Below are 24745 nucleotides of genomic sequence, written 5' to 3' on the forward strand. Positions count from 1 at the left end.
ACCGCTCCTAGAGTGCCGTTCCGGACGTCTTCTTTTCCAGCCGTTCGAGCGCCTGCTTTATGTTGTCCTGATGCGGATGTATAGCCAGCGAGGCGCGGTAGACCTCCATCGCCGAAGCGTCGCGGCCAAGCTCTTCGAGAATCATCCCGAGGCCGTCGAGGGCGCCGAAATGATGCACGTTCAGGGCGAGCGTCCGCTCGATGTCCGCGACCGACGGCCCGAACTGTCCGGCGAGGAAATAGGCGGTGGCCCGCGCGTTCCAGCCTTCGGCGAAATCCGGCGCATGATCGGTGAGCGCGGTAAAATGCTCGATCGCGGCGACAAGGTCGCCGGCATCCATCGCCTCGCGCCCCCGCTTGAGCAGGAGATCCATCGACGCCGAGCCGGATTTCGACCATTCCCGCAGGATATCGGCCTGTGCCCTTTGCCACTCCGGGTTGTTCGGGTCAGCAAGTTCAGCGTAAAGGTTGTCGAGCATATCTGACGCGGCGGCAACCGGACCGGCCAGCGATAACGCAACGGCAAAGGCCGCCGATAGCACGTGGAGGTGGGTGGTTAAACGTCCCATAACGGTGCAGAGTGTAGACGAAACGCGCCGGAAAGCGAGACCCCCGGCGGTCACATTTGGAGGAACGATGAGCGAAGTGGTGAAGGCGGCCGTGGCGGCGCTGAGCGAGAAGATCACCGGCGGCATTCCGGGCGTGGCGAAATTCGTCATCCAGGACGAAGGCGCGCTGATCATCGACGGCACCGGCGTCCGAGCCGGCGACGATGAGGCCGATGTCACGCTGACGGCGGACCGCGAGACCTTCGAGGGAATCCTGTCGGGCGACGTCAATCCGACGGCGGCCTTCATGCAAGGCAAGCTCGCCGTCGACGGCGACATGGGGCTGGCGATGCAACTGGGCGCGGTCCTGTCCTGAGGATGGAGACGGCCCCCTTCTACGACGACGTGGCCGAGGCGCCCGCAGGTGCGACCTGTGTCTGGCTCGGCACGTCCGACGGGGTGCGCATTCGCGCGGCGCATTGGCGCGGCGGCACGAAGGGGACGGTGCTGCTGTTCTCCGGCCGGACCGAGTACATCGAGAAATATGGCCCTGCCGCGGGGGAGTTCGCGGAACGGGCCTATGCGATGGCGGTGCTCGACTGGCGCGGCCAGGGCATCGCCGACCGGCTCATCGAGGAACGGGCGCCCGGCCATGTCGGCAGGTTCGGTGATTACCAGCGCGACGTGGCGGCCTTCATGGAGTTCGTCCGGGCGGAGAAACTGCCCGAGCCCTATTTCCTCCTCGGTCATTCCATGGGCGGCTGCATCGGGCTTCGGTCGATCTATGACGGGCTTCCGGTCCGGGCGGTGACGTTCTCCGCGCCGATGTGGGGGATCAAGATGCATCCCCTCCTGCGCCCGGTGGCCTGGACTTTGTCCACCCTCGCGCCGATTCTGGGGATGGGCGACCGCCTGGTGCCCTCCACCTCGCCGATGACCTATGTGCTCGAAGCGCCCTACGAGGGCAATTTCCTGACGCGCGACCGGGAGATGTTCGATTTCATGCAGCGCCAGCTGACAGTGCATCCGGACCTCGCCATCGGCGGACCGACGCTGCAATGGCTGCGCGAGGCGCTTTGCGAGACGCGGGCACTGGCCCGCCGCCCCTCGCCCGGCCTGCCCTGCCTCACCGTTCTCGGGTCCGAGGAGCGGATCGTCCACGCGCCCGCGATCCACGCGCGGATGGGGCGCTGGCCGGGGGCGGAATTCGACCTTGTCGACAATGCCGAGCACGAGCTGATGATGGAAAACCCGGCCATCCGGAAGCGGTTCTACGACATGTCGGCCACGCTCTTCGACGCCCATCGCGGCTGAACCGGAGGCCGGCCGGTTCGCGTCAATCCGTCAAGGTCGGTAGGATCAGATCTTCACCTTCGCGAAACTGTCGCGAAGCGCTTTCGACCAGGCCGCGCTCATCTTGGCGAAATCGGGATCGCCTGCCTCGATCCGCCGCTGCTCGGCGACGCGGCAGTCGTCGCGGCGGATGACCGCGAGGTCGAGCGGCATCCCCACCGACAGGTTGGAGCGGAGCGTCGAGTCCATCGACAAGAGCACCGCCTTCTGGGCATCGGCAAGGGACGTGTCGGGCCGCACCACCCGGTCGAGGATCGGCTTTCCGTATTTGTGCTCTCCGATCTGGAGGAACGGCGTGTCGTCAGTCGCCTCGATGAAATTGCCCTCCGGATAGATGAGGAACATCCGCATCGCCCCGCCCTTGCGCTGGCCGGCGACGATCATCGAGGCCGAGACCCCCTGGCGCATCACGGCCAGCTTGTCGTCCACCGTCTGGCGCACCCGGGCAAGCGTATTGCCGACGATCTCGGCCACCGACAGCATGGTCGGCGCCATCATGATCGAGGTGTCGGGCCCGGCCTCGGGATCGTCGATCGCCTCGCGCAGCTCGGCGATGGCGGTCTGGGTGACCGACAGGCTGCCCGCCGTGACGATCGCGATCACGCGTTCGCCGGGATCCTCGAACATGAACATCTTGCGGTAGACCGCGATATTGTCGAGCCCGGCATTGGTACGCGTGTCCGAAAGGAGCACGATACCCTCGTTCAGCAAAAGCCCGACGCAATATGTCATGTTCCGGTTCCCGATCCCCTCGCGAGGCGCGACACTATTGCTGAGCTTGCTGGACCGCAACCGTGACTTCGAGGCTTTCCACCCCGAGGCCACGGGCTATGCCGCGGATGGGCGCGGCGTTGTGGGCGTCGTAGCCGGACCCGAGGCGGACATAGCGGTCGTCGGGGCAGCAGCGGTTGGCCGGGTCGAAGCCGATCCAGCCAAGCCCGTCGATCCAGATCTCGGCCCAGGCATGGGCCGCCTCGTGCGGGCTGCCGTCCTCGGCGGCGAAGAGGTAGCCCGAGGCATAGCGCGCCGGCAGGCCGAGGACCCGCGCCGCGGCGATCAGCGCGTGGGCGTGGTCCTGGCAGACACCTTCGCCGAGGGCCAGCGCCTCGGCGGCCGTCGTGTGCGCCTCGGTCGCGCCGGGGCGGTAGGCGATGGCGTCGGCCACTGCCCGTGAAAGCGCATGGGCGCGCGCCAGCGGCTCGTCCTCCGCCACGGCTTGCGCCAGTGCGTTCAATCCCGCGTCGGCCCGGGTCGCGTGCGTTTCGCGCAGATAGACGACCGGGTTCACCGCCTCGCGATGCCCCTGCAACAAGCCCGACAGGTCGGCCGTCTCGACGGTGCCGGAGACCGCCACGGTGACGTGATCGGCCGGCCCCCGGACCGACCAGCTTTCGATCCAGTCCCCTGCCCCGTCGCGGAAAGCCGCGCCTTTCTGGCCGCCCTCGACTTCGATCTCCCAGTCGAGAACCTTCTGGCCGTCGAACACCGAGGGGGTCAGCCGCAGGCTTTGGACCGCGACCCGGATCGGCGCGTCGTAGCGGTAGACCGTGCGGTGCGAGACGCCGAGCTTCATCGCGTCTCCCCACTCAGATAGGTGTCGTGCACCAAGGCGCCGATCCGGGCGATCTGGCCGATGAACCGGGTCAGGAACTCGTGCATGCCCTCCTCGAAGATTGCCTCGACCGTCAGACCCGCGACCTCGTCGCGCAATTTGTCGGCGGCGTGTTTCGCCGGGGTCTCGCGCCCGTAGGCCGTGGCGAGGTGATCGAGATGCGCCGCCGCGCCCGTGATCGAGGTCAGGAGCGACCGCGGGCATTGCCGGTTGAGGATCAGGAAATCCGCGACCTTGGCGGGCGTGATCTCTCCCCCGTAGGCCCAGTGAAAGGCGCGATGGGCCGAGAGCGCGCGGAGCAATGTCGTCCACTGGTAGGAATCGAGCCCGCTCCCCACATATTCCGCGCGCGGCAGGAGCACGTAGTATTTCACGTCGATGAGCCGCGCGGTGTTGTCGGCCCGCTCCAGCCGGTAACCGAGGCCGAGGAAATCGTAGCCGTCGTTGCGCAGAAGCGTCGTGTCGATGGCGCCCCGGACCTGGGCCGCGTGGCGCATCGTCCATTCGGTCAGCTGGCTCGTCTCGACGGCGCTCCGCTCCGCCCGCTCCAGCTGCCGCAACTCCTGATAGGCGGTGTTAAGCGCGTCCCAGACCTGCGCGGTCAGGGCGGTGCGGACGATCCGGCCGTTCTCGCGCGCGCGTTCGAGGCAGGAGGCGACGGAGGACGGGTTGTCACGGTCGAAGAAGAGATAGCTTTCGATATTGCGCTGGATCGGGTCGCCGTACTTCTTCGCGAACCCGGCGGCCGTCCCGGATGCCTGGAGGAGCGAATCCCATTCGTTGCGGTAGCCATGCCCGGCCGAGGGCAGCAGCGCGATCCGGGCGCCGACCTCGAGAAGCCGCGCCGAGGTTTCGGCCCGCTCCATGTAGCGGCCGATCCAGTAGAGATTGTCAGCAGTCCGGCTCAGCATCGCATCACTCCGCCAGCACCCATGTGTCCTTGACGCCGCCCCCTTGCGAGGAATTGACGACAAGCGACCCCTCGGTCAACGCAACCCGCGTCAGGCCGCCGGGCACCAGTTCGATCGTCTCCCCGACGAGGCAATAGGGCCTCAGATCCACATGGCGCGGCGCCACGCCTTCGGCGACGAAGGACGGACAGGTCGAGAGCGCCAGCGTCGGCTGCGCGATGTAGTTGCCGGGATTTTCACGGATGAGATCGGCGAAGGCGGCGATCTGCGCCTTGGTCGATTTCGGCCCCACCAGCATGCCGTAGCCGCCCGAACCGTGCACTTCCTTCACCACGAGGTCGCCGAGGTTGTCGAGGACATGGCCAAGGTCGTCGGGCCTGGCGCATTGCCAGGTCGGCACGTTCTGCAGGATCGGCTCCTCGCCGAGATAGAAGCGGATCATCTCGGGCACGTAGGTATAGACCGCCTTGTCGTCGGCCACGCCTGCACCCGGCGCCGAGCAGATCGTCACCCCTCCCGAACGGTAGACGTCCATCAGCCCCGGCACACCAAGCATCGAATCCGGCCGGAAGCACAGCGGATCAAGGAAGGCGTCATCGACGCGGCGGTAGATCACGTCGACCCGTTTCGGCCCTTCCGTCGTGCGCATCCAGACGAGCCCGCTTTCTACGAAAAGGTCCGGCCCCTCGACCAGTTCGACCCCCATGAGGTCGGCAAGGAAGGAATGTTCGTAATAGGCCGAGTTGAAATGACCGGGCGTCAGGATAACGACCGTCGGCTCGCCCTCGCATTTCGCTGGCGCGACCGAGGCGAGCGTGCGGCGCAGAAGCTCCGGATAGGCGTCCACCGGCTCGATCCGGTTCTCTCGGAAGAGGGCGGGAAACATCCGCATCATGATCTCGCGGTTTTCCAGCATGTAGCTGACGCCGGACGGGGTGCGGCAGTTGTCTTCCAGCACGAAGAAATCGTCCGGGCCGGTGCGCACGAGGTCGATACCGACGATATGGGCATAGACCCCTTTCGGCGGCACGAAACCGGCAACCGCCTTTTCGTAAGCCTCGTTGCCGTAGACCAGATGCGCCGGGATGCGCCCGGCGCGGATGATCTCTCCGCGTCCGTAGACATCGACGAGAAAGGCGTTGAGCGCCGCCGCCCGCTGCTTGATACCGCGATCGAGGCGGCGCCACTCTGCCTGCGAGAAGATCCGCGGCAGCATATCGAACGGGATCAGCCGGTCCGGGTCGCCGCCGTCGCCATAGACCGCGAAGGTGATGCCGATGCGGCGGAACAGCGTCTCCGCCTCGGCCTGCTTCATTGCCCGCAATTCCGCCGGCATGGACCGGGTCCAGCCTTCAAGGGCCGCATAGAGGCTGCGCACCGCGCCGCCGTCATACATCTCGTTGAAATAGTGTGCGGTCATTGATCATCCCGTGCCGCTCCGGCGATTCCGCGGGCGGTTGTCGAATTGTTAGGCACCCAGGACAGTGGCGCAAAGCGCGACCACGCGATCAGCCCATGACCCGAACGAAAAAACGCTGAAAAAATCCACATACGCCTAAATATTGGGCAGAAAACTGCGAGGTTCTCGACCTTGCAGAGCGCGCGCCCCGCGCCTTATGTCTGGGGCACCGGAAAAAAGAGGACGCCATGATGATCGCCACGCCCCGCCCCGTTCACGACGCCAACGCGACTGCGGGAGGCGGGCTCGGCAAGTTGCCGGAATGGGATCTGAGCGACCTCTACACCGCCCCCGACGCGCCGGAAGTGGCGCGCGACCTCGACTGGCTGGAGAAGGCCTGCGCCGGGTTCGCGTCCGACTACGAAGGCAAGCTTGCCGGTCTCGATGCCGAAGGGATGCTCGACTGCATCCGCCGCTACGAGCGGATCGAGGCGGTGGCGGGGCGGATCATGTCCTATGCGGGCCTGCGCTACTATCAGAACACGGTCGACGCGACCCGCGCCAAGTTCATGTCGGACTGCCAGGACAAGGTCACCGATTTCACCACGCCGCTCGTCTTCTTCTCGCTCGAGTTCAACCGGATCGAGGATGCGGCCTACGACAGGCTCTTTACGGCCAATGCCGAGATCGGACGCTACAAGCCGGTTTTCGACCGGATGCGCGCGATGCGGCCCCACCAGCTTTCGGACGATCTGGAGAAGTTCCTGCACGATACCTCTGTCGTCGGCGCCTCGGCCTGGAACAAGCTTTTCGACGAGACGATGGCGGGGCTGGAATTCACCGTCGCCGGCGAAGACGAGCCGATGAGCCTCGAAGCCGTCCTGAACCTTCTCTCCGAGCCCGAGCGCGACCGCCGCGAGGCCGGGGCGCGGGCGCTGGCGCAGGTCTTCGGCGAGAACGTCAAGCTTTTCGCCCGGGTGCACAACACGCTCGCGAAGGAAAAGGAGATCGAGGATCGCTGGCGCAAGATGCCCACGCCACAGACCGCGCGGCATCTCTCGAACCACGTCGAACCCGAGGTGGTCGAGGCGCTGAGGAACGCCGTCGTCGCCGCCTACCCGAAGCTCTCGCACCGCTACTATGCGCTGAAGGCGAAGTGGATGGGGCTCGACAAGCTCCAGGTCTGGGACCGGAACGCGCCGCTGCCGATCGAGGAAAAGAAGACCGTCGGCTGGGACGAGGCGCGCGAGATGGTGATGTCGGCCTATGCCGATTTCGCGCCCGAGATGGCGAAGATCGCGGAACCCTTCTTCGACAAGGGCTGGATCGACGCCGGTGTGAAGCCCGGCAAGGCGCCCGGCGCCTTTGCGCACCCGACGGTGACGGATGTCCACCCCTATGTTCTCCTGAACTACCTCGGCAAGCCGCGCGACGTGATGACGCTGGCGCATGAGCTTGGCCACGGCGTTCATCAGGTGCTTGCCGCCCCGCAGGGCGAGATGCTGGCCTCGACGCCGCTGACGCTCGCCGAGACCGCCAGTGTCTTCGGCGAGATGCTGACCTTCCGCCGGCTTCTCGCCCAGGCGAAGACGCCGAACGAGCGCAAGACGCTTCTGGCCGGCAAGGTCGAGGACATGATCAACACGGTCGTCCGCCAGATCGCCTTCTACGATTTCGAATGCAAGCTCCATGCCGCGCGCCGGGCGGGTGAGCTGACGCCTGAAGACATCAACACGCTCTGGATGAGCATCCAGGGCGAAAGCCTCGGGCCGGTCTTCGAATTCATGGACGGATACGAGACGTTCTGGTCCTACATCCCGCATTTCGTCCACTCGCCCTTCTACGTCTATGCCTATGCCTTCGGCGATGGCCTCGTGAACGCGCTCTATGCCGCCTACGAAGAGGGCCTGCCGGGCTTCGAGGAGAAGTATTTCGAGATGCTCAAGGCGGGCGGATCGAAGCACCACAAGGACCTTCTCGCGCCCTTCGGGCTCGATGCGAGCGATCCGACGTTCTGGGACAAGGGGCTCAGCATGATCGCCGGCATGATCGACGAGTTGGAGGCGATGGAGGACTGACGCCGGGCCGCGCGGCCCTCTGTGCGCGCACCGCGTGGCATTGCTACAATTTTGCCGATTTGCCCCAAGATCGAGCGCAAACAGATGATTTGCGCCATTTTTCCGCCCGAAAACCGTGAAAAACACGCGCTAGCCTCAAGTGTGAGAGGAACGCCCGGCTTGCCGGACCAGACGAGTGTGAACGTGTGAAAACGACGGATCTTCCCGCGCGCGATCCGGATCTCCCCAACGGGGGTCCACTCCATCGCCACGGCCCCGCCTGCTTCCACGGAATGAGGAAGTAGCCAATGGCGACGACGTTCAACTGGATCTATCTCGGAACGTCGTCGACGATGCTCGACCCGACCGAGGGCAATACCACCGCCGAAAACATCAACGCTTTCGTCGGCAGCACTTTCGGATCGTCCGGCAATCCGCTCTACACGCACATCACCTCGGCCACGATGGTCAACGTGGGCGGTTCGGCGACCGCGCTGGACGGGAACAACAACCTTGCCAACGACCGGTTCACCACCGATATCGGATCGGGCACCCAGACCTTCACCTTCGACATCAGCGTCCAGTACAACGCCACGGTGACCTATGCCGACGGGACGACCGGGACGGTGACGGCCGTCGTCCTGCAAAGCACGACCGGGCAGCTTTTCCTGGCCCCCGAAACCGCCGCGGGGTCCGACACCAACGTCTATGAAGCCAAGCCGATCCAGTCGATCACGTTCAACTCGGCCGCGAGCTACAGCGGCAACCTCGGCACAGATCGCTATGTCACCGGCTTCGACGACGGTTTCGTCGAGGGGACCGCAGGCAACGACCTGATCAACGCCAGCTATGTCGAGCCGGTCGCCAACGGGACCGACCGGATCGACAACGGCGACGGGATCTCGAGCGCCGGCACGGCCTGGCAGGACGACCGCGTCCGCGCCGGGGCGGGCAACGACACGGTGCTGGCCGGGCTCGGCAACGACTACGTCGACGGTGGAACCGGCGCGGATTCCATTGATGGCGGCAGCGGCAACGACTCGCTCTACGGCGGAGACGGCGTCTTCAACGACACCATCCTCGGCGGAGACGGAAACGACACGATCGACGGCGGAGACGGAAACGACTCGCTTCTCGGCGGCGCGGGGGCCGACAGCATCGCGGGCGGCGCCGGAGACGACTACGTCGATGGTGGCGACGGCAGCGACATCATCGACGGTGGCCCCGGCAACGACACGTTGATCTTCGGCGCCGGGGACGACACCGTCCATGGCGGCGACGGCAACGATTTCATCGACGACGCCATCGGGGCCCAATTGGTCGGCGCCAACCTACTGGACGGCGGCGCGGGCAACGACACGATCTACGGTGGCGGCGGCGACGACACGCTGATCGGCGGCGCGGACGATGACCGGCTGTTCGGCGAGGACGGGGCGGACAGCCTCGATGGCGGCACCGGGAACGATGCACTCGACGGCGGTACCGGCAACGACACGCTGATCGGCGGCGCCGGCGACGACACGATGACCGGCGGCACCGGAAGCGACTATTTCGCCGGGCTGACTGCCGGCGACGTCGTCGATGGTTCCGAGGATGCGGGCGGCGGCGACAACGACGTGCTCGACCTCTTCGGGTCCGGCTGGACCAAGGCGACCACCAACATCGTCTTCTCGACACCCGACCACGAAAACGGCACGGTCGAATTACTCGACGGGTCGGGCAATGTCGTCGGGACGATGACCTTTTCCAACATCGAGACCATCGTCCCCTGCTTCACGCCCGGCACGCGGATCGAGACCAGGCAGGGCCCGGTCGCCGTCGAGCGGTTGAAGGCGGGCGACCGTGTCCTGACGAAGGATCACGGCTACCAGACGCTGCGCTGGATCGGGCGGCGTGATCTGACGCCTGCGGATCTCGCAGCGCATCCGACGCTCAGGCCGATCCTGATCCGCGCCGGGGCGTTCGGCCCTGCGATGCCCGCGCGCGACATGCGCCTGTCGCCACAGCACCGGGTGCTTCTCAGCGGCGCACGGGCCGAGCTGTTCGCTGGCGAGGCAGAGGTCTTCGCGCCCGCGGTGCACTTCGTCGGATTGTCCGGCGTGGTGCGGGACGCGGCCTCGGGCGGCACGAGCTACATCCATCTGCTCTTCGACCGGCATGAGATCGTTCGCTCCGACGGGATCTGGAGCGAGAGCTTCCAGCCCGCGGCGGCGATGCTTTCGGGGCTTGAGCGCGACCAGCGCGACGAGGTTCTGGCGCTGTTCCCGGAACTGATCGGGGACCTTTCCCCCGCGAACAATGGGAACTATCCTGCGGCGCGATCGACGGTGAAACGGCACGAGGCGCGGCTGATCCTCGCGTCCTGACGGCGAGGGCGGCGCATGTGGCTCATCTGGAGGATACTCGCGGCGCTCGCCGTCATCGCCGCGCTCGGGTTCTTCCTCTTTGCTCCGGGCATCGTCGAGAGGCGGCAGAACCCGGTTATCGCCCACGATCCCTGGCCGGTCAGCCCCGCCGCGAAGGCGATGCACGAGCGGCTGATCATCGGGGACTGGCACGCGGATTCGCTGCTTTGGGGGCGTGACCTGACCGAACGCGCGTCGCGCGGGCAGGTCGACCTGCCACGGCTCGCCGAGGGCAATGTCGCGGTACAGGTCTTCACCACCGTCACGAAAAGCCCCTCCGGCCTCAACTACGAAAAGAACGCGGCGGACGCGCGCGACGACATCACGCTGCTGTTCCTGGGCCAGCTCCGCCCCCTGCGCGCCTGGCTCGATCTGACGCAACGGGCATTGGTTCAGGCCGCAGCGCTGGCGGCCGCCGAGGACAGGGCGCCCGATGCGGTGAAGATCGTGCGGACGCGGGCCGATCTCGCCTCCGTACTCGACCGCCGGGCGGGCGGCGAAAAGGTCGTCGGCGCGATCCTTGGCGCCGAGGGCGGTCATGCCCTGTCAGGCGAGATCGGCAATCTCGACAAGCTGTACGATGCCGGGTTCCGGCTGATCGGGCTCACGCATTTCTTCGACAACGCGCTTGGCTCCTCGCTTCACGGCGAGGCCGGGGCGGAGAGCGGCCTGACCGATTTCGGCCGGGAGGTGGTCAAGAAACTGGTCGAGAAGCGGATGATCATCGACCTTGCCCACGCCTCCCCGGCGATGGCGCGGGAGGTTCTGGACATGGTCGATGTGCCAGTCGTGGTCAGCCATACCGGCATCTACAGCCACTGCCAGACGGTGCGGAACTTCCCCGACGACCTGATGAAAGCGGTCGCCGACAAGGGCGGCCTGATCGGGATCGGCTTCTGGAAAGAGGTCACTTGCGACGACGGCCCGGCAGGGATCGCCGGCGCCATTGTCGCGGCGATTGCGCTTGTCGGCGCGGATCACGTCTCGCTCGGATCGGATTTCGACGGGGCGGTGACGACACGGTTCGACGTGTCCGAACTCGCGGCCCTCACACAGGCCCTCATGGACCGGGGCCTCGACGAACCGGCGATCGCCAAGGTCATGGGCGGCAACATGATCCGCTTCCTCGAGGCGGCGCTGCCGGACGCCTGACGCCCCGCCCGGGCGAATGCTAGATCGACAGAACACCCGTAAAATGGCCGGGCAGATCGTGGAGCGGTACGTTCACGAGGTCCTTCGCCAGATCGGCGTGAAGGGCCGCCGCCGGGGCGCCCTTGATCTGGCCGCGCAGGACGCCCAGCATCTTCGCGGGCGCCGCCACCACCAGACGGTCGAATTTTCCCGCCGACCATTGCTGCGCCAAGGCCTCGACCACGTGCCTGGCAAACCGCCCGCGTTCCTGTTCGTCCGCCGAGTCATGCGGATCGAATCCGTGACGGGCAACGCCGCCAGGCCCGCCGGTCTGTCGGCCCGGCCGGTCGCTGTAATCGACCTGGGCCGCGGCGAACTGGCTGATCGAGATGTCGCAAACCTCGCTCAGCCCCTTGCCGACCCCTTGATTGAGAAAGAAGCGGGCCGATTCCTCACCCGCAACAAGAACAAGCGTGCGTATCGGTTTCATGGGCATCCTCCACATCAGGCTTTGATCCCATATGGGAACGACGCTGCCGCCTCGCCATGATCGGCGTCAACGTCAGGTTCTATTTTGCCGCGGCGAACACCCGGTCGATCATCGCCTGCGTTCCCTTCGCATCCTCGAGGCTCCACGGATAGGCCGCGCCGTCGCGGATCGTGCGGCCGAACGCCTCGACCTGGTTCCGATACTGGCGGGCGCCGGGAAACCGCTCGACATGATCGGGCTTTCCGGGGCGGAACATGTGAAGCTGCGCCTCGCCGAACAGCCCGGCGTTGAAGGGCGCAGTCAGGCGTATAAGTCCGGTCTCGCCCTGGAACACCACCTCCTGCCGGGGCGGCAACCGCATCGAGGTCATGGCGCCGTAGGTGAAGCGCCCGCCCGGCCCCTCCATGTCGGCGATCACCTGCGCAAAGACGTCGACGCCGTTCTCCAGAACGATCCTGGAGCGGATGTCCGTGGGCTCCGCGCCCGTCGCCCAGCGCACGGAGCCATAGGCATAGACCCCGATATCGGGGATCGAGCCGCCGCCGGTTTCCGGGCGGTTGCGGATATTGCCGGGATCGGCGCGGTTGTCGTAGCTGAACGCGGCATCGGCATGAAGGATGCGGCCGATCGCGCCCTCGTCCAGCAGCGCCTTGGCGCGCTGCCACTGCGGGTGGTGGACGATCATGTAGGCTTCGGTCGCGAAAAGCCCGGAGCGATCGCGCGCCTCGATCAGCGCGTCGATCTCCTCCGCCTTCAAGGCGATGGGCTTTTCGGTCAGCACATGCTTGCCGGCGGCAAGCGCCTTCAGCGTCCAGTCGACATGTAGGTGGTTCGGCAGCGGAACATAGACAGCCTCCACCGCCGGATCGGCAAGCAGCGCGTCGTAGGAGGCATGGACCTTCAGATCGGGGCAGAAAACGGAAAAGCCCGTCGCCTTCGCCGGGTCGGAGGTTGCCAGCGCGTAAAGACGCGCGCCTTCGGCCTCATGGATCGCGCGGGCCATGTGCTGCCGGGCGAAGTTCGCGGCGCCGAGGACGCCCCAGTTCACGGTTTTCATGGGCGGCTCCCTCTTTTTGCGGTCGTAAATGGGTAGCGCCGCCCCGCCGTCATGGCAATGCCTGCGCCGGTTGATCCGGGTCAAGGCGGCGCAGGCGCCCTCGTTCGCATCGGAATGCGACACCGAAAGGGGACACGATGCAGCAGCGCAGCCGTGTCCGGCGCGTAATTGCGCGCCCATCCGCAAGCCGGCCATATCTGGGCTGGACACGACACAGATATTTTCCAAGAAATCGCGTGGTTCCTGTGGAGAATCTGACCTCTCAGGCCGGGATCAGCATGCCCTTGTCCTTGGCGAGGTTGCGCATCTCGGATTGCAGCTTCTCGAAGGCGCGCACCTCGATCTGGCGGATGCGTTCGCGGCTGACGCCGTATTGCTCGGACAGATCCTCCAACGTCACCGGGTCGTCACGCAGCCGGCGCTGCATCAGGATGTCCTTCTCGCGGTCGTTCAGCACGTCCATCGCGCTTTCCAGAAGCTCGCGGCGCACCGACAATTCGTCCTCCGCCTCGTAATTGGCGGCCTGATCGGCATCCTCGTCCTCAAGCCAGTCCTGCCACTGCGCCGTGCCCTCGTCCGACCCGATCGTCGCGTTGAGCGAGGCATCGCCGCCCGACAGGCGCCGGTTCATCGAGATCACCTCTTCCGCGGTCACGTTGAGGTCGTGGGCGATCTTCTCGACATGTTCGGGGCGCAGATCCCCCTCTTCCAGGGCACCGATCCGGGCCTTGGCCTTCCTGAGATTGAAGAAGAGTTTTTTCTGCGCCGAGGTCGTGCCGAGCTTCACAAGGCTCCATGACCGCAGGATGTATTCCTGGATCGAGGCGCGGATCCACCACATGGCGTAGGTTGCGAGACGGAAGCCCTTTTCGGGATCGAAGCGCTTCACGGCCTGCATCAGGCCGACATTCGCTTCCGAGATTACCTCGGCCTGTGGCAAGCCGTAGCCGCGATAACCCATCGCGATCTTCGCGGCGAGACGCAGGTGTGAGGTGACGAGTCTGTGCGCGGCCGAACTGTCCTGATGGTCGACCCAGCTCTTCGCCAGCATGTATTCCTCTTCCGGCTCCAGAAGCGGGAACTTGCGGATTTCCTGAAGATACCGGTTCAGCCCCTGTTCGGGACTTGGCGCGGGAAGATTCGTGTAGCTCGCCATTTCTGACCCCCTGTTCCGGTCGAGGACCTGAAAATCTATGGCCCCGGACCGTCTTGCGCAAGGCGTGACCTTACAATCCACCTTTTAACGCCAAATGCTTTCCGATCCGTCGTTGTTCCAGAAATGTTTCAGCCTTTCACCACCTTGTCAGGCGACGCGAGCGTGGCTGATCAAAGCAACGGCCCCATCGTCGCGAAGAGGTTGTCGACCATCCTAGTGATCCAGTGCCGCGTTTCGACCTCCTCGCAGGCAAGCTCCCGCGCGTCGGAAAGATAGGCCAATTGCCGCGTTCGGATGAGGCCCGTGACATCCTCGGAGGCGAGAATGAGGTTGTTTTCGAAGTTCAGCTCGAAGCTGCGACGGTCCATGTTGGCAGAACCGATGCAGGCGGCGCGGCCATCCACCGTCAGCGTTTTGGCGTGCAGAAGCCCCTTGCGATACTCGGCGATCCGCACCCCGGCCCGCAGGAGGTCCGGATAGTAGCTCCGGCTCGCCCGCGCGACGAAAAAGCTGTCGTTGCGCTCGGGCAGGATCAGGGTGACGTTCACGCCGCGCAGCGCCGCGCCGTGGATGGCGCGCTGCAACGTGTCGTCGGGAACGAAATAGGGCGTCGTGATGATGACCTCGTCCTCGGCCGAGGCCAGCAGCAAGGCGAAAAGGTCCGAGACCGCGCGATTGTCGACGGTCGGGCCGCTGCCGACGACAATCGCGGGGAATCCGGCCGGATCGGCGGGAACGGGATCGTCGAGCATCGCCGAGATGTCTTCCTGCCCGTGGGTCATCCAGTCGATGGCGAAGATATGCTGCAACTGGCCCACGACCGGCCCTTCGATCCGCAGGAACGTATCGATCCAGGGGGCGTATTTCGCCTTCACCCGGAACTCCGGATCGGCGCAGTTCTGGCTGCCGCAATAGCCGGTCCTGCCGTCGATGACCGCGATCTTGCGGTGGTTGCGCAGGTCGATCCGCGCGAAGAAGATGTGGAAAAGAAGCCAGCGCATCTTGAAGGTGATCGCGGTTTTCACCCCCGTTTCGCCAAGGCGGCGCCAGCGCGCGGACCGCGCCATCCGCCTGGAGCCGAGCCCGTCGATCAGAAGCCGGCAGGTCACACCACGCGCGGCGGCACGCTCGACCGCGTCGAGCACACGTAGCCCGTTTCCGTCTTCGAGCCAGATGTAGAAAAGCAGGTGCACGTGATCGCGCGCGGCGTCGATATCGGCGATCAGCGCCGCGATCTCGGCATTCTCGTCCGGTGGCAGACTTGCGGTGTTCCCCGCGAGCGGGCGGAACCCGTTCACCGCCACGGCGCGGCGGAAGACCTGTCGGAACTGCGCGGGAATCTCGGCCTCGGACGTTTTGCCCCCCCGCAGATGCCCGAGACGCCTGGTTGCATTCGCCATCCGCTGCGCCGTCCTGCCGCCGATCTTCGTCTCGCCGAAAAGGAAGTAGAAGACGATCCCGACAAACGGCAGCGCCGCGATGAGCAGGAGCCAGGCCGCGCGCGAGGCGGGTTGGCGGTCCCGACGGCTCAGCGCGCGCGCGGCGGTGATGACCTGCAAGGTAATGTGAGCGAGGACACCGAAGGACAGCGTCATGCCCGGCCCTTCCCATTCCGCCCAAGGCGGATCACCCGCGCAGGCACGCCAGAAGCTCCGAAAAATCCTCCGGCAGGTCGGAGGTGAACTGCAACTCCTCGCCCGTCACGGGATGGATGAAGCCGAGCGTCGCGGCATGGAGCGCCTGACGGGGAAAGTCGGACACCGCCTTGGCGGCGGCCTCGCCCAGCGCCTTGACGGCTGGCTTGCGCCGTCCGCCATAGGTCGGGTCGCCGACAAGGCCGTGGCCGATATGCGCCATGTGAACGCGGATCTGATGGGTGCGCCCGGTCTCCAGCCAGCATTCGACGAGCGCGACGGCGGGCGGCTCTCCGAACCGTTCGACGACACGCACCCGCGTGACTGCATGGCGGCCACCATGGAAAAGGACCGCCTGCCGCTGGCGGTCGGTCTTGTGCCGGGCAAGCTGCGTGGTGATCTTCAGCACACCGCCCGGTTCGAAGTTCGTGCCCTTCGTGCCGTGGAGCCGCGGGTCGTTCTGCTCCGGAACGCCGTGGACGAGCGCGAGGTAGCGGCGGTTGACGGCGTGCTTCTCGAACTGCCGGGCAAGCCCGTGATGGGCGCGGTCGGTTTTCGCCACGACCAGAAGGCCGGACGTGTCCTTGTCGATCCGGTGCACGATTCCCGGCCGCCGTTCGCCCCCCACCCCGGACAACGTCTCGCCGCAATGATGCAGAAGCGCGTTGACCAGCGTCCCGTCCCTGGACCCCGGCGCTGGGTGCACGACCATGCCGGCGGGCTTGTCGATGACGATCAGGTCCTCATCCTCCCAGACCACCGTCAGGGGAATCGCTTCTGCCTTCGTCTCCACCACTTCGGCGGGGCCGACGGTGATCTCGTAGACCTCGCCCTCGGCCACCCTGGCCTTGGCGTCGGTGACGGGCGCGCCGTCGCGGCGGATCGCGCCATCGCCCAGAAGCTTCGCGATGCGGGAACGGGACAGGGCCGCTTTCTCTGGCACAAAGCGGGCCAGCGCCTTATCAAGACGGTCGGGCGGGTTTTCCCCGATCACGACGCGAAGGGCTGGGCCGGTGGCATCCGACATGAACGACGCTCCACTGGGCGAAAGCGCGGACCGGCCGCCGGAACTGCGCTTTCTGAAGGTATTGGTCTCGGTTCTGGCCGGGACGATGATCCTCGGCCTGATAACGATCATCGCGCTGATTGTCATCCGCTTCCCCACCGCAATGTCCTCGCGCCCGGCCCTGCCCGAGACCGTCAGCCTGCCCGAGGGCGTCCGGGCCGAGGCCGTCACCTTCGGCCGCGGATGGATTGCGGTCGTCACGGACACCAATGAAATCCTGATCCTCGACCCGAAGTCCGGGGCACTCCATCAGCGCGTGGCGATCGAGCCGGGCAACTGATTGACGTCCCTATCGCGGCGCACCGGCTCTGGCCGGCCATTCGGCATGCTTGACAGGCCTCCGATTCTGACACAACTATACGACAGTTCAGCAGAGAGTGCGCCATGGCCAGGCCCCCGCGTTATGACGTTCTGTTCGAGCCGGTCCGGATCGGGCCGAAGACCGCGAAGAACCGCTTCTTCCAGGTCCCCCATGCCTCCGGCATGACCAATGCCAACCCGCATGTCCGCGCCGCCTTCCGCGCCACCAAGGCCGAGGGCGGATGGGGCGTGGTCTCGACCGGGGCCTGCTCGGTCCATCCCTCCTCCGACGACAGCCCCTTCCCCTTCGCCACGCTCTGGGACGAGGCCGACATCCGCGCCCATGCGGTGATGACGGAGGCAGTCCATGCCCACGGCGCGCTGGCGGCGGTGGAGCTCTGGCACGGCGGCGCGGCGGCGGTGAACCGCACCTCGCGGCTTGCGCCGCTCTCGCCGTCGGGCGTGCCGTGGATGGCGACGCATGTCGGCTTCATGTCCGCCGCGCGGCCGAAGGTGATGGACGGGGACGATATCCGCGACCTGATCCGCTGGCACGCGGAGGCGGCGGTCCGGGCCGAACGTGCGGGGTTCGACATCGTCTATGTCTATGCCGGGATGGGCTATCTGCCCTACCAGTTCCTTCTGGAGGACTACAACCACCGCACCGACGCCTATGGCGGATCGGTCCGCAACCGCGTGCGGCTGGTCGAGGAGCTGATCGACGCCGTGCGCGAGGCGACGCACGGGCGCTGCGCGGTCGCCTTGCGGCTGTCGTTGCAGGAACTCAGGGCGCGGCCTTCTCAGAACGCCCCCTCGGAGGCGCACGAGGTGACAGCCCATCTCAGGGATGCGCCGGATCTCTTTGATATCAAGATGGACTATTCGACAGCGGATTGCGCGCCCTCGCGGTATGTCGCGGAAGGCAGCCATGAGCCGGTCGTCGATTTCGTGAAATCGCTGACCGACAAGCCGGTCGTCGGCGTCGGTCGTTTCACCTCGCCGGACACCATGGTTTCGATGGTGCGGCGCGGAGTGCTCGATCTCATCGGCGGCGCCCGACCGTCCATCGCCGACCCGTTCCTGCCGAGGAAGATCGAGGAAGGGCGCGAGGACGAGATCCGCGAATGCATCGGCTGCAACATCTGCATCTCCTCCTGGCATGACGGGGTCTGGGTGCGCTGCACGCAGAACCCGACGGCGGGCGAGGAATGGCGGCGCGGCTGGCATCCGGAGCGGGTGCAAAAGGACGCGGGCGGCTCGGTACTGGTCGTGGGTGGCGGGCCTTCGGGGCTGGAGGCGGCGCTGACGCTCGGGCGGCGGGGCTACCAGGTCTCGCTTGCCGACAAGGCGCGCGACTTCGGCGGGCGGCTCTTGTGGGAAACCCGGCTGCCGGGCCTCAGGGAGTGGTTCAGGGTCGCCGACTATCGCCTTGGTCAACTTCGGAAAATGCCGAATGTCTCGCTTTTCGCCGAAAGCGACCTCACGCCGGCGGACGTGCGGGAGTTCGGCGCCGATCATGTCGTCATCGCCACCGGCGCGCACTGGACCGCGAACCTCTGCGGCGCGAACGAGATCCCGGCCGCCCCCGTCGACGCGCCGCGCGTCTACACGCCCGACGACATCGCGCGCGGCGTGACGATCGAGGGGCCGGTCTCGGTCTTCGACTTCGACAATTACTACATGGGCTCGGCCATTGCCGAACATCTGGCGGCGCAAGGCCTCGCCACGACCTACATCACTACCGCCGGGGCCGCGCAGGCCTGGGGCTTCATGACCAACGAACAACCCTTGGTGCATCAGGCCTTCCTCAAGGCCGGGATCGGCTACCGGACGCTGGAAATCGTGACGGGCTTCGACGGTGAGACGCTCCGCCTCGCGCAGATCTTCACCGGCGAGCCGCGCGAGATCGCCGCGCGCTCGCTGGTGATCGTCGGCCAGCGGGCGGGAGGATCGGCGCTTTACGACGCGCTGCGGACGGATGGGACGGGCTTCCGCTCACTCAGCCTCACCGGCGACGCGAATGCTCCGGGCGCCATCGCCCATGCGGTCTGGCAGGGCCACCGGACGGCGCGCGAGATCGGGCTGGCGGCGGCCGATATCGCCGTTCTGCGCGATGCGCCCTTCGCGCCGCGCGACTTCGCCGAGCCACACGAGGCGGCGCAATGAGCGCCCGTCCCCGACGCGCTGCGCGCAGTTCGCGAGATATCGCCCAGGCGCCGTTCGGCCAGCGTCGGCGCCCATATAGCCCCGTCGAGGTGATCAGCGCCGATCAGGTCGCGGCGATCCACGGTGCGGCGCTGAAGGTGCTGTCGACGCTCGGCATGCGCGTCCTCGATCCCGGCGCGCGGGAGCGGTTCCGCGCGGCCGGCGCGGAGATCGCGGGGGAGACGGTGCGCCTCGACCCTGGCCTCGTCGCCGAACGGCTGAAGACGGTGCCGCGAAGCTTCACGCTCGCCGCCCGCAACCCCGCCCGCGATCTGACAATCGGCGGCGAGTATTGCGTCTACGCCTCGGTCGGCGGGCCTGCCTATGTCATGGACAACGACCGGGGACGGCGTGACGGCACATTCCAAGACATGTGCGATTACATGCGTTTGGTGCAGGTTCTGAATGTGGTGCATCAGGAGGGCGGCGGCCCGTTCGAGCCGATGGACCTGCCGGCGAACACCCGGCACCTTGACATCTACCGCGCCCAGATCGGGCTTCTCGACAAGAACTGGCAGACCCAGACCTTGGGCCGCGCCCGCACCATGGACGGGATCGAGATGGCGGCGATCGCGCTCCGGACGACGCCCGAGGGCTTGACCGGCCGACCCGCCCTTCTCGGCGTCATCAACACCAACTCGCCCCTGCAACTCGATATCCCGATGGCCGAAGGGCTGATCGCGATGGCCGAACACGGGCAGGCACTGGCGATCACCCCCTTCACGCTCGCGGGCGCGATGGCGCCGGTCACTCTCGCCGGCGCGCTCGCCCAACAGCATGCCGAGGCGATGGCCGGGATCGTGCTGACCCAGATCGTCCGCCCCGGCGCGCCGGTGCTTTATGGCGGCTTCACCTCGAACGTCGACATGCGCTCCGGCGCCCCCGCCTTCGGCACGCCGGAATATGTGAAGGCGGCGCAGGCGTCGGGCCAGCTCGCCCGCCATATCGGCGTGCCGTTCCGGTCGTCGAACGTGACGGCGGCGAACGAGGTCGACGCGCAGGCGGCCTACGAGTCCCAGATGGCGCTCTGGGGCGCGCTGATGGGCGGCGCGCATCTGCTCGAACATGCCGCCGGCTGGATGCATGGCGGGCTGACGGCGAGCTTTGAGAAGCTTATCCTCGACGCGGAAATGCTGCAGATGATGGACGCCTATTTCACACCGATCGCCACCGATGCGGACGCGCTGGCGCTCGACGCCATAACCGAGGCGGGACCGGGCGGGCACTTCTTCGGCACGACCCACACGATGGAGCGCTACGAGACCGCCTTCCACACGCCGCTTCTCTCCAACTGGGACAACTATCCGACCTGGCTGGAAAAAGGCCGCGTCGATGCGCGAACGCGGGCCAACGCCGTCTGGAAGCAGCTTCTGAGCGATTACGAGGAACCAAAGCTCGACCCCGCCGTGGCCGAGGCGCTCGATACGTATGTCGGGCGGCGCAAGGCCGAGGGCGGGGCGCCGATGAACTGAGGGGAACCATGCCGACGATCCGCGATACCTTCCCGCACGAGATCGAGATCATCGAGAACATCTTCGTGCCGATGCCGGACGGCACACGGCTTGCCGCGAAGCTCTGGCGGCCAAAGGGGGCCGGCCCGGTGCCGGCGATCCTCGAATACCTGCCCTACAGAAAGCGCGAGGGAACCCGGGGCCGCGACCAGAAGATGCATGCCTGGCTCGCGGGGCATGGCTATGCCTGTGTCCGCCTCGACATCCGCGGCACCGGCGACAGCGAGGGGCTGATCGACGACGAATACACCGTGCAGGAGCAGCAGGACGGCTGCGACGCCATCCAATGGATCGCCGCGCAGGACTGGTGCGACGGGCAGGTCGCGATGTACGGGATTTCCTGGGGCGGCTTCAACGGCTTGCAGATCGCCGCGCGGCGGCCGCCGGCCCTGAAGACGATCATCACCGTGGGCTCAACCGACGACCGCTACGCGACCGATGTGCACTATGTCGGGGGATGTCTGTCAAAGGACAACTTCGACTGGGCCGCGACGATGTTCGCCCATAACGACCTGCCGCCCGACCCCGAGATCGTCGGTGCGAAATGGCGCGACATGTGGCGGGCGCGGATGGAGCATAACCGGCCGTGGGGCCTCGACTGGCTGAGGCATCAGCGGCGCGACGATTACTGGAAACAGGGTTCGGTCTGCGAGGATTTCTCCAGGATCACCATCCCGGTCTTTGCCGTCTCGGGCTGGGCGGACAACTATTCGGAAAGCGTGCCACGGCTTCTCGCCGGCCTCTCCGGGCCACGGCTCGGCCTTGTCGGCCCCTGGGCGCATTCCTTCCCGCATGATGTCGCGGTCAAGCCGGCCATCGGCTGGCTCCAGGAGGTTGTGCGCTGGTGCGATCACTGGATGAAGGGCCGCGACACCGGGATCATGGACGGGCCGATGTACCGGGTCTGGATGCAGGAGAGCGTGCCGCCGCAAACCTGCTACCTCGACCGCTCCGGCCGCTGGGTGGGCGAGGCGGAATGGCCCTCGCCCCGGACCGAACACCGGGCGCTTTACCTCAACGCGGGCGGAACGCTCGACCCGGTGCCGGGCGCGGGCGGCGGCGTCGCGATCAACTCGCCGCTTTGGGTCGGGCTCGGCGCCGGTGAGGTCGGGCGCTACGGCGAGGATGCCGACTGGGCGGGCGACCAGCGCGAGGATGACGGCGGGTCGCTCGTCTTTCTCTCCGACCCCCTGCCCGAACGGACCGAGATTCTCGGCGCGCCGCAGCTTCACCTGCGCTTTTCCTCCGACAAACCGCTGGCGCTGGTCGCCGTCCGGCTGAACGACGTGATGCCGGACGGGCGCTCGACGCGGGTGACACTCGGCTGCCTCAACCTCACCCATCGCGACAGCCACGAGCACCCGGAACCTTTGGAGCCGGGCCGTGTCTACGATACCGTCGTCGATCTCGACGACATCGCCCATGCCTTCCCGGCGGGTCACCGGATCGCGGTGTCGCTCTCCACCACCTACTGGCCGATCTGCTGGCCCTCGCCGGAGCTGGCGACGCTGACGGTGCGCACGGGCGAAAGCTGGCTCGACCTGCCGGTGCGGCCGGACAACCCGGCGGATGCGCGGCTTCGCGCCTTCGACCCGCCCGAGATGGCCGCGCCGACGCCGGTGATCGACCATCCCGCCCCTTCCGGTCACCGGCGCAGCATCCGCCGCGACCTTCTCAGCGGCGAGATGACCGTCGACTTCCCGCGCTGGACCTCAGCGCACGAGATGCCGGATATCGCCCAGACGGTGACATCGGACGCGCTCGCCCGCTTCACCATCACCGACGGCAATCCGCTCTCGGCCTGTTGCGAGACCGAGGCGAATGTCGTGATCCGCCGCAAGGACACCACGACCGGCCACCATTCGACCGGGCGGCTGACCTGCGACGCGCGCCACTTCCGCGTCGAGATGCAGCTCCGCGTCACCGAGAACGGAGACACGGTCTTCGAGCGCGATTGGGATGAAAGGATCCCGCGTGACATGGTTTGAGATCAAGGGACGCGACGCCCCGTCCTGAGCTACGCCATCACGCGCATCGGCCTTGCTGTCGTGATCCTGTCTACGGTGATGCTGGCGGTGTACGCGATGGTGTTTCTCGTGCCGGGCGGCCCGGCCTCGCTCGCGCTCGGCCCCTGTGCGACACCGGCGCTGAAGGAGTTGTTGCGCGAGAGGATGGGGCTCGACCAGCCGGTCCTCGCGCAGATCTGGCACTTCTTCTGCAATGCCGCGACTGGCGATCTTGGCTACGATGTCTGACCGACCCCTTCGCCCCCTTCATCGTCATCGCCCCCCCGTATCACGGCGGCCATAACGTCTGCGAGGCGGCGGTCGAGGCGGCGGGTGGCAGCTACGCTGATCGAAGGCGAATCTTCGCGCCAGGTCTGGCTGACGATCAACCAGAAGGCCGAGCCCTTGAAGGACATCCGGGTCAGGCAGGCGATCCAGTACGCCTACGACAGCGACGCGGTGCTTTACGGCGCCTATGACGGGCTTGTATCTCGGTCCGCCGGCGTGGTGCAGCCGGGGACGAGCTTTGCCCGCGAGAAGAATATCATCGACACCCGCGATGTCGAGAAGGCCAAGACGCTTCTGGCCGAGGCGGGGACCGAGGGGCTGACCCTGAACCTCGTCGCGCTGACCGATTCCACCTCGCAGACCATCCAGGCGAGCCTTTGCGAGGCTGGGATCACGGTGGAGATCCAGCCCACCGAGGAGGCCGCCTGCTGGGCCCTGGGCGACAAGTCGGCCGGCGACGACTACCTCTCCATCGAGCTCGTGCTGCAACGCTATGCGGGCGGCATCGACCCGACGGAAAATCTCGTCCGGTTCCGGCGCGACCAGATCGGGGTCTACAACTGGACGTTCTTCGACAGCCCCGAATACGAGGAGATCTACCAGAAGTCGCTCGTCGAGCTAGACCCCGAGAAGCGCCGGGCGATGTTCAACCGCATGGAGGATCTGATGGAGCTTTCGGGGGACTGCCTCTTCATTTGCTTCGAACCCTTGGTCGCGATCCACGATCCCGACCTCAATCCGGTGATCCTTGCGGACGGTCATCCCGACCCGGTACAGTTCACCAAAGCCTGACCGGCAAAGCGGCGCCCACAAGTGCGCCGCCCTTTTCAACGGGTTGCAGATGAGCCGAGCCAAGCCCGAGCCGAAATTCACCCGCCTGACCAGCGAGGAACGCCGCGCCGGGCTGATCGCGGCGGGGCTTGCCTGCATGGCGCGGGGCGGCATCCAGGAATTCACCGTCGACAAGATCTGCCTGGAAGCCGGCGTGTCGCGCGGGCTCATCACCCACCATTTCGGCTCGATGAACGGCCTTCTGGCGGCGGTCTATGCAGCGATGTACCGGGAAGAGACGACCCTCTCCCATTCTACCCGGCCCGGCGAATTCCGTCTTTCCGCACTTCTCGACGCGATCTTCGCGCCTGTGGCGTTCAATCGGGAGAGGCTGACGATCTGGCTGACCCTCTGGGGACAGATCTCCATCAACCCCGAACTCGGCAACGAGCATCGCGCGCAATATGCCGACTATCTGGACCGCGTGGCCGCGGCAATCGCAGAGGTGGCGGAGGCGCGCGGCCTCGGCATGGATTCGCGGCCCCTTGCAAAGACGCTCATCTGCCTGATCGACGGACTTGGACTTCAGCATTGCATCGACCCGGAGACGATGCCGCCCGATACCGCGAAAGCCGCCTGCCGGGACTTGCTGGAGAGGCATCTCGGCGCGTTCTGAACGCCTGACCGGTTCGGGATGGTACCGACGCCCCGGCTCGAACGGGGGACCCCTAGATCCACAATCTAGTGCTCTAACCAACTGAGCTACGTCGGCACTCGGGGGCCATTTAGCCCCCTGCCCCCGCGAATGCAAGGGGCAGATTGGCCTGGCGAAAGCAGCGCCCCGGG

General features: G+C 66.4%; 22 protein-coding genes and 1 tRNA gene. 12 read left to right on the plus strand and 11 right to left on the minus strand.

What is annotated here, in order from left to right:
* Nucleotides 1–7: 7 nt before the first annotated feature.
* Nucleotides 8–478, minus strand: a complete 471-nt coding sequence (locus tag V5734_RS15890; protein WP_347310611.1) for a tetratricopeptide repeat protein — start codon at nt 476–478, stop codon at nt 8–10.
* A 157-nt stretch (nt 479–635) separates the two neighbouring features.
* Here V5734_RS15890 and V5734_RS15895 point away from each other — a divergent pair, with 157 nt between their 5' ends.
* On the plus strand, nt 636–923 hold the full coding sequence (locus tag V5734_RS15895; protein ID WP_347310612.1) for an SCP2 sterol-binding domain-containing protein: 288 nt from the start codon (nt 636–638) through the stop codon (nt 921–923).
* Between the two features lie 2 nt (nt 924–925).
* Nucleotides 926–1861, plus strand: coding sequence for an alpha/beta hydrolase (locus V5734_RS15900; protein WP_347310613.1), 936 nt, complete (start codon nt 926–928; stop codon nt 1859–1861).
* Between the two features lie 45 nt (nt 1862–1906).
* On the opposite strand, the gene V5734_RS15905 is transcribed toward V5734_RS15900, so the two are convergent.
* The 4 genes from V5734_RS15905 to V5734_RS15920 are packed head-to-tail and all read right to left on the minus strand — an operon-like array spanning nt 1907 to nt 5843.
* Entirely contained in the window at nt 1907–2632 is a 726-nt protein-coding gene (locus V5734_RS15905) for a proteasome-type protease (protein WP_347310614.1), read from the minus strand.
* Nucleotides 2633–2666: 34 nt separating this feature from the next.
* Nucleotides 2667–3473 carry a transglutaminase family protein gene (locus V5734_RS15910; protein WP_347310615.1) on the minus strand — a complete coding sequence of 269 codons (807 nt, stop codon included), beginning with the start codon at nt 3471–3473 and terminating at the stop codon, nt 2667–2669.
* Nucleotides 3470–4423: an alpha-E domain-containing protein gene (locus V5734_RS15915; protein WP_347310616.1), complete on the minus strand. Its 954-nt coding sequence runs from the start codon at nt 4421–4423 to the stop codon at nt 3470–3472. Before V5734_RS15915 ends, V5734_RS15910 begins: the two co-directional genes overlap by 4 nt.
* Nucleotides 4424–4427: 4 nt before the next feature.
* A complete protein-coding gene (locus V5734_RS15920; RefSeq protein WP_347310617.1) occupies nt 4428–5843 on the minus strand; it encodes a circularly permuted type 2 ATP-grasp protein in 1416 nt (471 codons plus the stop codon).
* A gap of 227 nt (nt 5844–6070) precedes the next feature.
* Between V5734_RS15920 and V5734_RS15925 the strand changes: the two genes are divergently transcribed.
* The 3 genes from V5734_RS15925 (at nt 6071) to V5734_RS15935 (ending at nt 11436) form a co-directional block, all read left to right on the plus strand.
* Nucleotides 6071–7900, plus strand: a complete 1830-nt coding sequence (locus tag V5734_RS15925) for a M3 family oligoendopeptidase (protein WP_347310618.1) — start codon at nt 6071–6073, stop codon at nt 7898–7900.
* Nucleotides 7901–8187: 287 nt separating this feature from the next.
* Nucleotides 8188–10245, plus strand: a complete 2058-nt coding sequence (locus V5734_RS15930) for a Hint domain-containing protein (RefSeq protein ID WP_347310619.1) — start codon at nt 8188–8190, stop codon at nt 10243–10245.
* A gap of 15 nt (nt 10246–10260) precedes the next feature.
* The gene (locus V5734_RS15935) at nt 10261–11436 is read left to right on the plus strand and encodes a dipeptidase (RefSeq protein ID WP_347310620.1); all 1176 of its coding nucleotides are present in this window, start codon (nt 10261–10263) and stop codon (nt 11434–11436) included.
* Between the two features lie 19 nt (nt 11437–11455).
* On the opposite strand, the gene V5734_RS15940 is transcribed toward V5734_RS15935, so the two are convergent.
* From V5734_RS15940 to V5734_RS15960, 5 genes are all read right to left on the minus strand, one after another.
* Nucleotides 11456–11905: a host attachment family protein gene (locus V5734_RS15940; RefSeq protein ID WP_347310621.1), complete on the minus strand. Its 450-nt coding sequence runs from the start codon at nt 11903–11905 to the stop codon at nt 11456–11458.
* Between the two features lie 79 nt (nt 11906–11984).
* Nucleotides 11985–12962: a Gfo/Idh/MocA family protein gene (locus V5734_RS15945; protein WP_347310622.1), complete on the minus strand. Its 978-nt coding sequence runs from the start codon at nt 12960–12962 to the stop codon at nt 11985–11987.
* A gap of 262 nt (nt 12963–13224) precedes the next feature.
* Nucleotides 13225–14118, minus strand: coding sequence for an RNA polymerase sigma factor RpoH (gene rpoH / locus V5734_RS15950; RefSeq protein ID WP_347310623.1), 894 nt, complete (start codon nt 14116–14118; stop codon nt 13225–13227).
* Nucleotides 14119–14288: 170 nt separating this feature from the next.
* The gene (cls, locus tag V5734_RS15955) at nt 14289–15713 is read right to left on the minus strand and encodes a cardiolipin synthase (protein ID WP_347310624.1); all 1425 of its coding nucleotides are present in this window, start codon (nt 15711–15713) and stop codon (nt 14289–14291) included.
* A 31-nt stretch (nt 15714–15744) separates the two neighbouring features.
* Nucleotides 15745–16779 carry an RluA family pseudouridine synthase gene (locus V5734_RS15960; protein ID WP_347310625.1) on the minus strand — a complete coding sequence of 345 codons (1035 nt, stop codon included), beginning with the start codon at nt 16777–16779 and terminating at the stop codon, nt 15745–15747.
* On the opposite strand from V5734_RS15960, the gene V5734_RS15965 reads away from it, so the two are divergent.
* The 7 genes from V5734_RS15965 to V5734_RS15995 all read left to right on the plus strand — a co-directional run bounded on the left by V5734_RS15965 (nt 16778) and on the right by V5734_RS15995 (nt 24575).
* Nucleotides 16778–17098: a DUF6476 family protein gene (locus V5734_RS15965; RefSeq protein WP_347310626.1), complete on the plus strand. Its 321-nt coding sequence runs from the start codon at nt 16778–16780 to the stop codon at nt 17096–17098. The genes V5734_RS15960 and V5734_RS15965 overlap by 2 nt on opposite strands.
* Nucleotides 17099–17202: 104 nt before the next feature.
* The gene (locus V5734_RS15970) at nt 17203–19284 is read left to right on the plus strand and encodes an FAD-dependent oxidoreductase (RefSeq protein ID WP_347310627.1); all 2082 of its coding nucleotides are present in this window, start codon (nt 17203–17205) and stop codon (nt 19282–19284) included.
* A complete protein-coding gene (locus tag V5734_RS15975; RefSeq protein ID WP_347310628.1) occupies nt 19281–20795 on the plus strand; it encodes a trimethylamine methyltransferase family protein in 1515 nt (504 codons plus the stop codon). Before V5734_RS15970 ends, V5734_RS15975 begins: the two co-directional genes overlap by 4 nt.
* Nucleotides 20796–20803: 8 nt before the next feature.
* Complete coding sequence (locus V5734_RS15980) at nt 20804–22822, plus strand: CocE/NonD family hydrolase (protein WP_347310629.1); 2019 nt, start codon at nt 20804–20806, stop codon at nt 22820–22822.
* 60 nt (nt 22823–22882) lie between these two features.
* On the plus strand, nt 22883–23089 hold the full coding sequence (locus V5734_RS15985; protein WP_347310630.1) for a hypothetical protein: 207 nt from the start codon (nt 22883–22885) through the stop codon (nt 23087–23089).
* Between the two features lie 84 nt (nt 23090–23173).
* A complete protein-coding gene (locus V5734_RS15990) occupies nt 23174–23920 on the plus strand; it encodes an ABC transporter substrate-binding protein (protein WP_347310631.1) in 747 nt (248 codons plus the stop codon).
* A gap of 49 nt (nt 23921–23969) precedes the next feature.
* Nucleotides 23970–24575: a TetR/AcrR family transcriptional regulator gene (locus V5734_RS15995; RefSeq protein ID WP_347310632.1), complete on the plus strand. Its 606-nt coding sequence runs from the start codon at nt 23970–23972 to the stop codon at nt 24573–24575.
* A 19-nt stretch (nt 24576–24594) separates the two neighbouring features.
* Here the strand turns inward: V5734_RS15995 and V5734_RS16000 are convergent.
* Nucleotides 24595–24671: transfer RNA gene (locus tag V5734_RS16000), tRNA-His, on the minus strand.
* Between the last annotated feature and the right edge of the window lie 74 nt (nt 24672–24745).

It is taken from the genome of Defluviimonas sp. SAOS-178_SWC (assembly GCF_039830135.1).
GTDB lineage: Bacteria > Pseudomonadota > Alphaproteobacteria > Rhodobacterales > Rhodobacteraceae > Albidovulum.

What these genes read in the sequence shown, in the direction of transcription:
- V5734_RS15930 (WP_347310619.1), top strand. Translation starts at nt 8,188, where the DNA reads ATGGCGACGACGTTCAACTGGATCTATCTCGGAACGTCGTCGACGATG.
- V5734_RS15995 (WP_347310632.1), top strand. Translation starts at nt 23,970, where the DNA reads ATGAGCCGAGCCAAGCCCGAGCCGAAATTCACCCGCCTGACCAGCGAG.
- V5734_RS15895 (WP_347310612.1), top strand. Translation starts at nt 636, where the DNA reads ATGAGCGAAGTGGTGAAGGCGGCCGTGGCGGCGCTGAGCGAGAAGATC.
- V5734_RS15980 (WP_347310629.1), top strand. Translation starts at nt 20,804, where the DNA reads ATGCCGACGATCCGCGATACCTTCCCGCACGAGATCGAGATCATCGAG.
- V5734_RS15965 (WP_347310626.1), top strand. Translation starts at nt 16,778, where the DNA reads ATGAACGACGCTCCACTGGGCGAAAGCGCGGACCGGCCGCCGGAACTG.
- V5734_RS15975 (WP_347310628.1), top strand. Translation starts at nt 19,281, where the DNA reads ATGAGCGCCCGTCCCCGACGCGCTGCGCGCAGTTCGCGAGATATCGCC.
- rpoH (WP_347310623.1), bottom strand. Translation starts at nt 14,118, where the DNA reads ATGGCGAGCTACACGAATCTTCCCGCGCCAAGTCCCGAACAGGGGCTG.
- V5734_RS15960 (WP_347310625.1), bottom strand. Translation starts at nt 16,779, where the DNA reads ATGTCGGATGCCACCGGCCCAGCCCTTCGCGTCGTGATCGGGGAAAAC.
- V5734_RS15925 (WP_347310618.1), top strand. Translation starts at nt 6,071, where the DNA reads ATGATGATCGCCACGCCCCGCCCCGTTCACGACGCCAACGCGACTGCG.
- V5734_RS15900 (WP_347310613.1), top strand. Translation starts at nt 926, where the DNA reads ATGGAGACGGCCCCCTTCTACGACGACGTGGCCGAGGCGCCCGCAGGT.
- V5734_RS15935 (WP_347310620.1), top strand. Translation starts at nt 10,261, where the DNA reads ATGTGGCTCATCTGGAGGATACTCGCGGCGCTCGCCGTCATCGCCGCG.
- V5734_RS15945 (WP_347310622.1), bottom strand. Translation starts at nt 12,962, where the DNA reads ATGAAAACCGTGAACTGGGGCGTCCTCGGCGCCGCGAACTTCGCCCGG.
- V5734_RS15920 (WP_347310617.1), bottom strand. Translation starts at nt 5,843, where the DNA reads ATGACCGCACACTATTTCAACGAGATGTATGACGGCGGCGCGGTGCGC.
- V5734_RS15890 (WP_347310611.1), bottom strand. Translation starts at nt 478, where the DNA reads ATGCTCGACAACCTTTACGCTGAACTTGCTGACCCGAACAACCCGGAG.
- cls (WP_347310624.1), bottom strand. Translation starts at nt 15,713, where the DNA reads ATGACGCTGTCCTTCGGTGTCCTCGCTCACATTACCTTGCAGGTCATC.
- V5734_RS15970 (WP_347310627.1), top strand. Translation starts at nt 17,203, where the DNA reads ATGGCCAGGCCCCCGCGTTATGACGTTCTGTTCGAGCCGGTCCGGATC.
- V5734_RS15905 (WP_347310614.1), bottom strand. Translation starts at nt 2,632, where the DNA reads ATGACATATTGCGTCGGGCTTTTGCTGAACGAGGGTATCGTGCTCCTT.
- V5734_RS15910 (WP_347310615.1), bottom strand. Translation starts at nt 3,473, where the DNA reads ATGAAGCTCGGCGTCTCGCACCGCACGGTCTACCGCTACGACGCGCCG.
- V5734_RS15940 (WP_347310621.1), bottom strand. Translation starts at nt 11,905, where the DNA reads ATGAAACCGATACGCACGCTTGTTCTTGTTGCGGGTGAGGAATCGGCC.
- V5734_RS15915 (WP_347310616.1), bottom strand. Translation starts at nt 4,423, where the DNA reads ATGCTGAGCCGGACTGCTGACAATCTCTACTGGATCGGCCGCTACATG.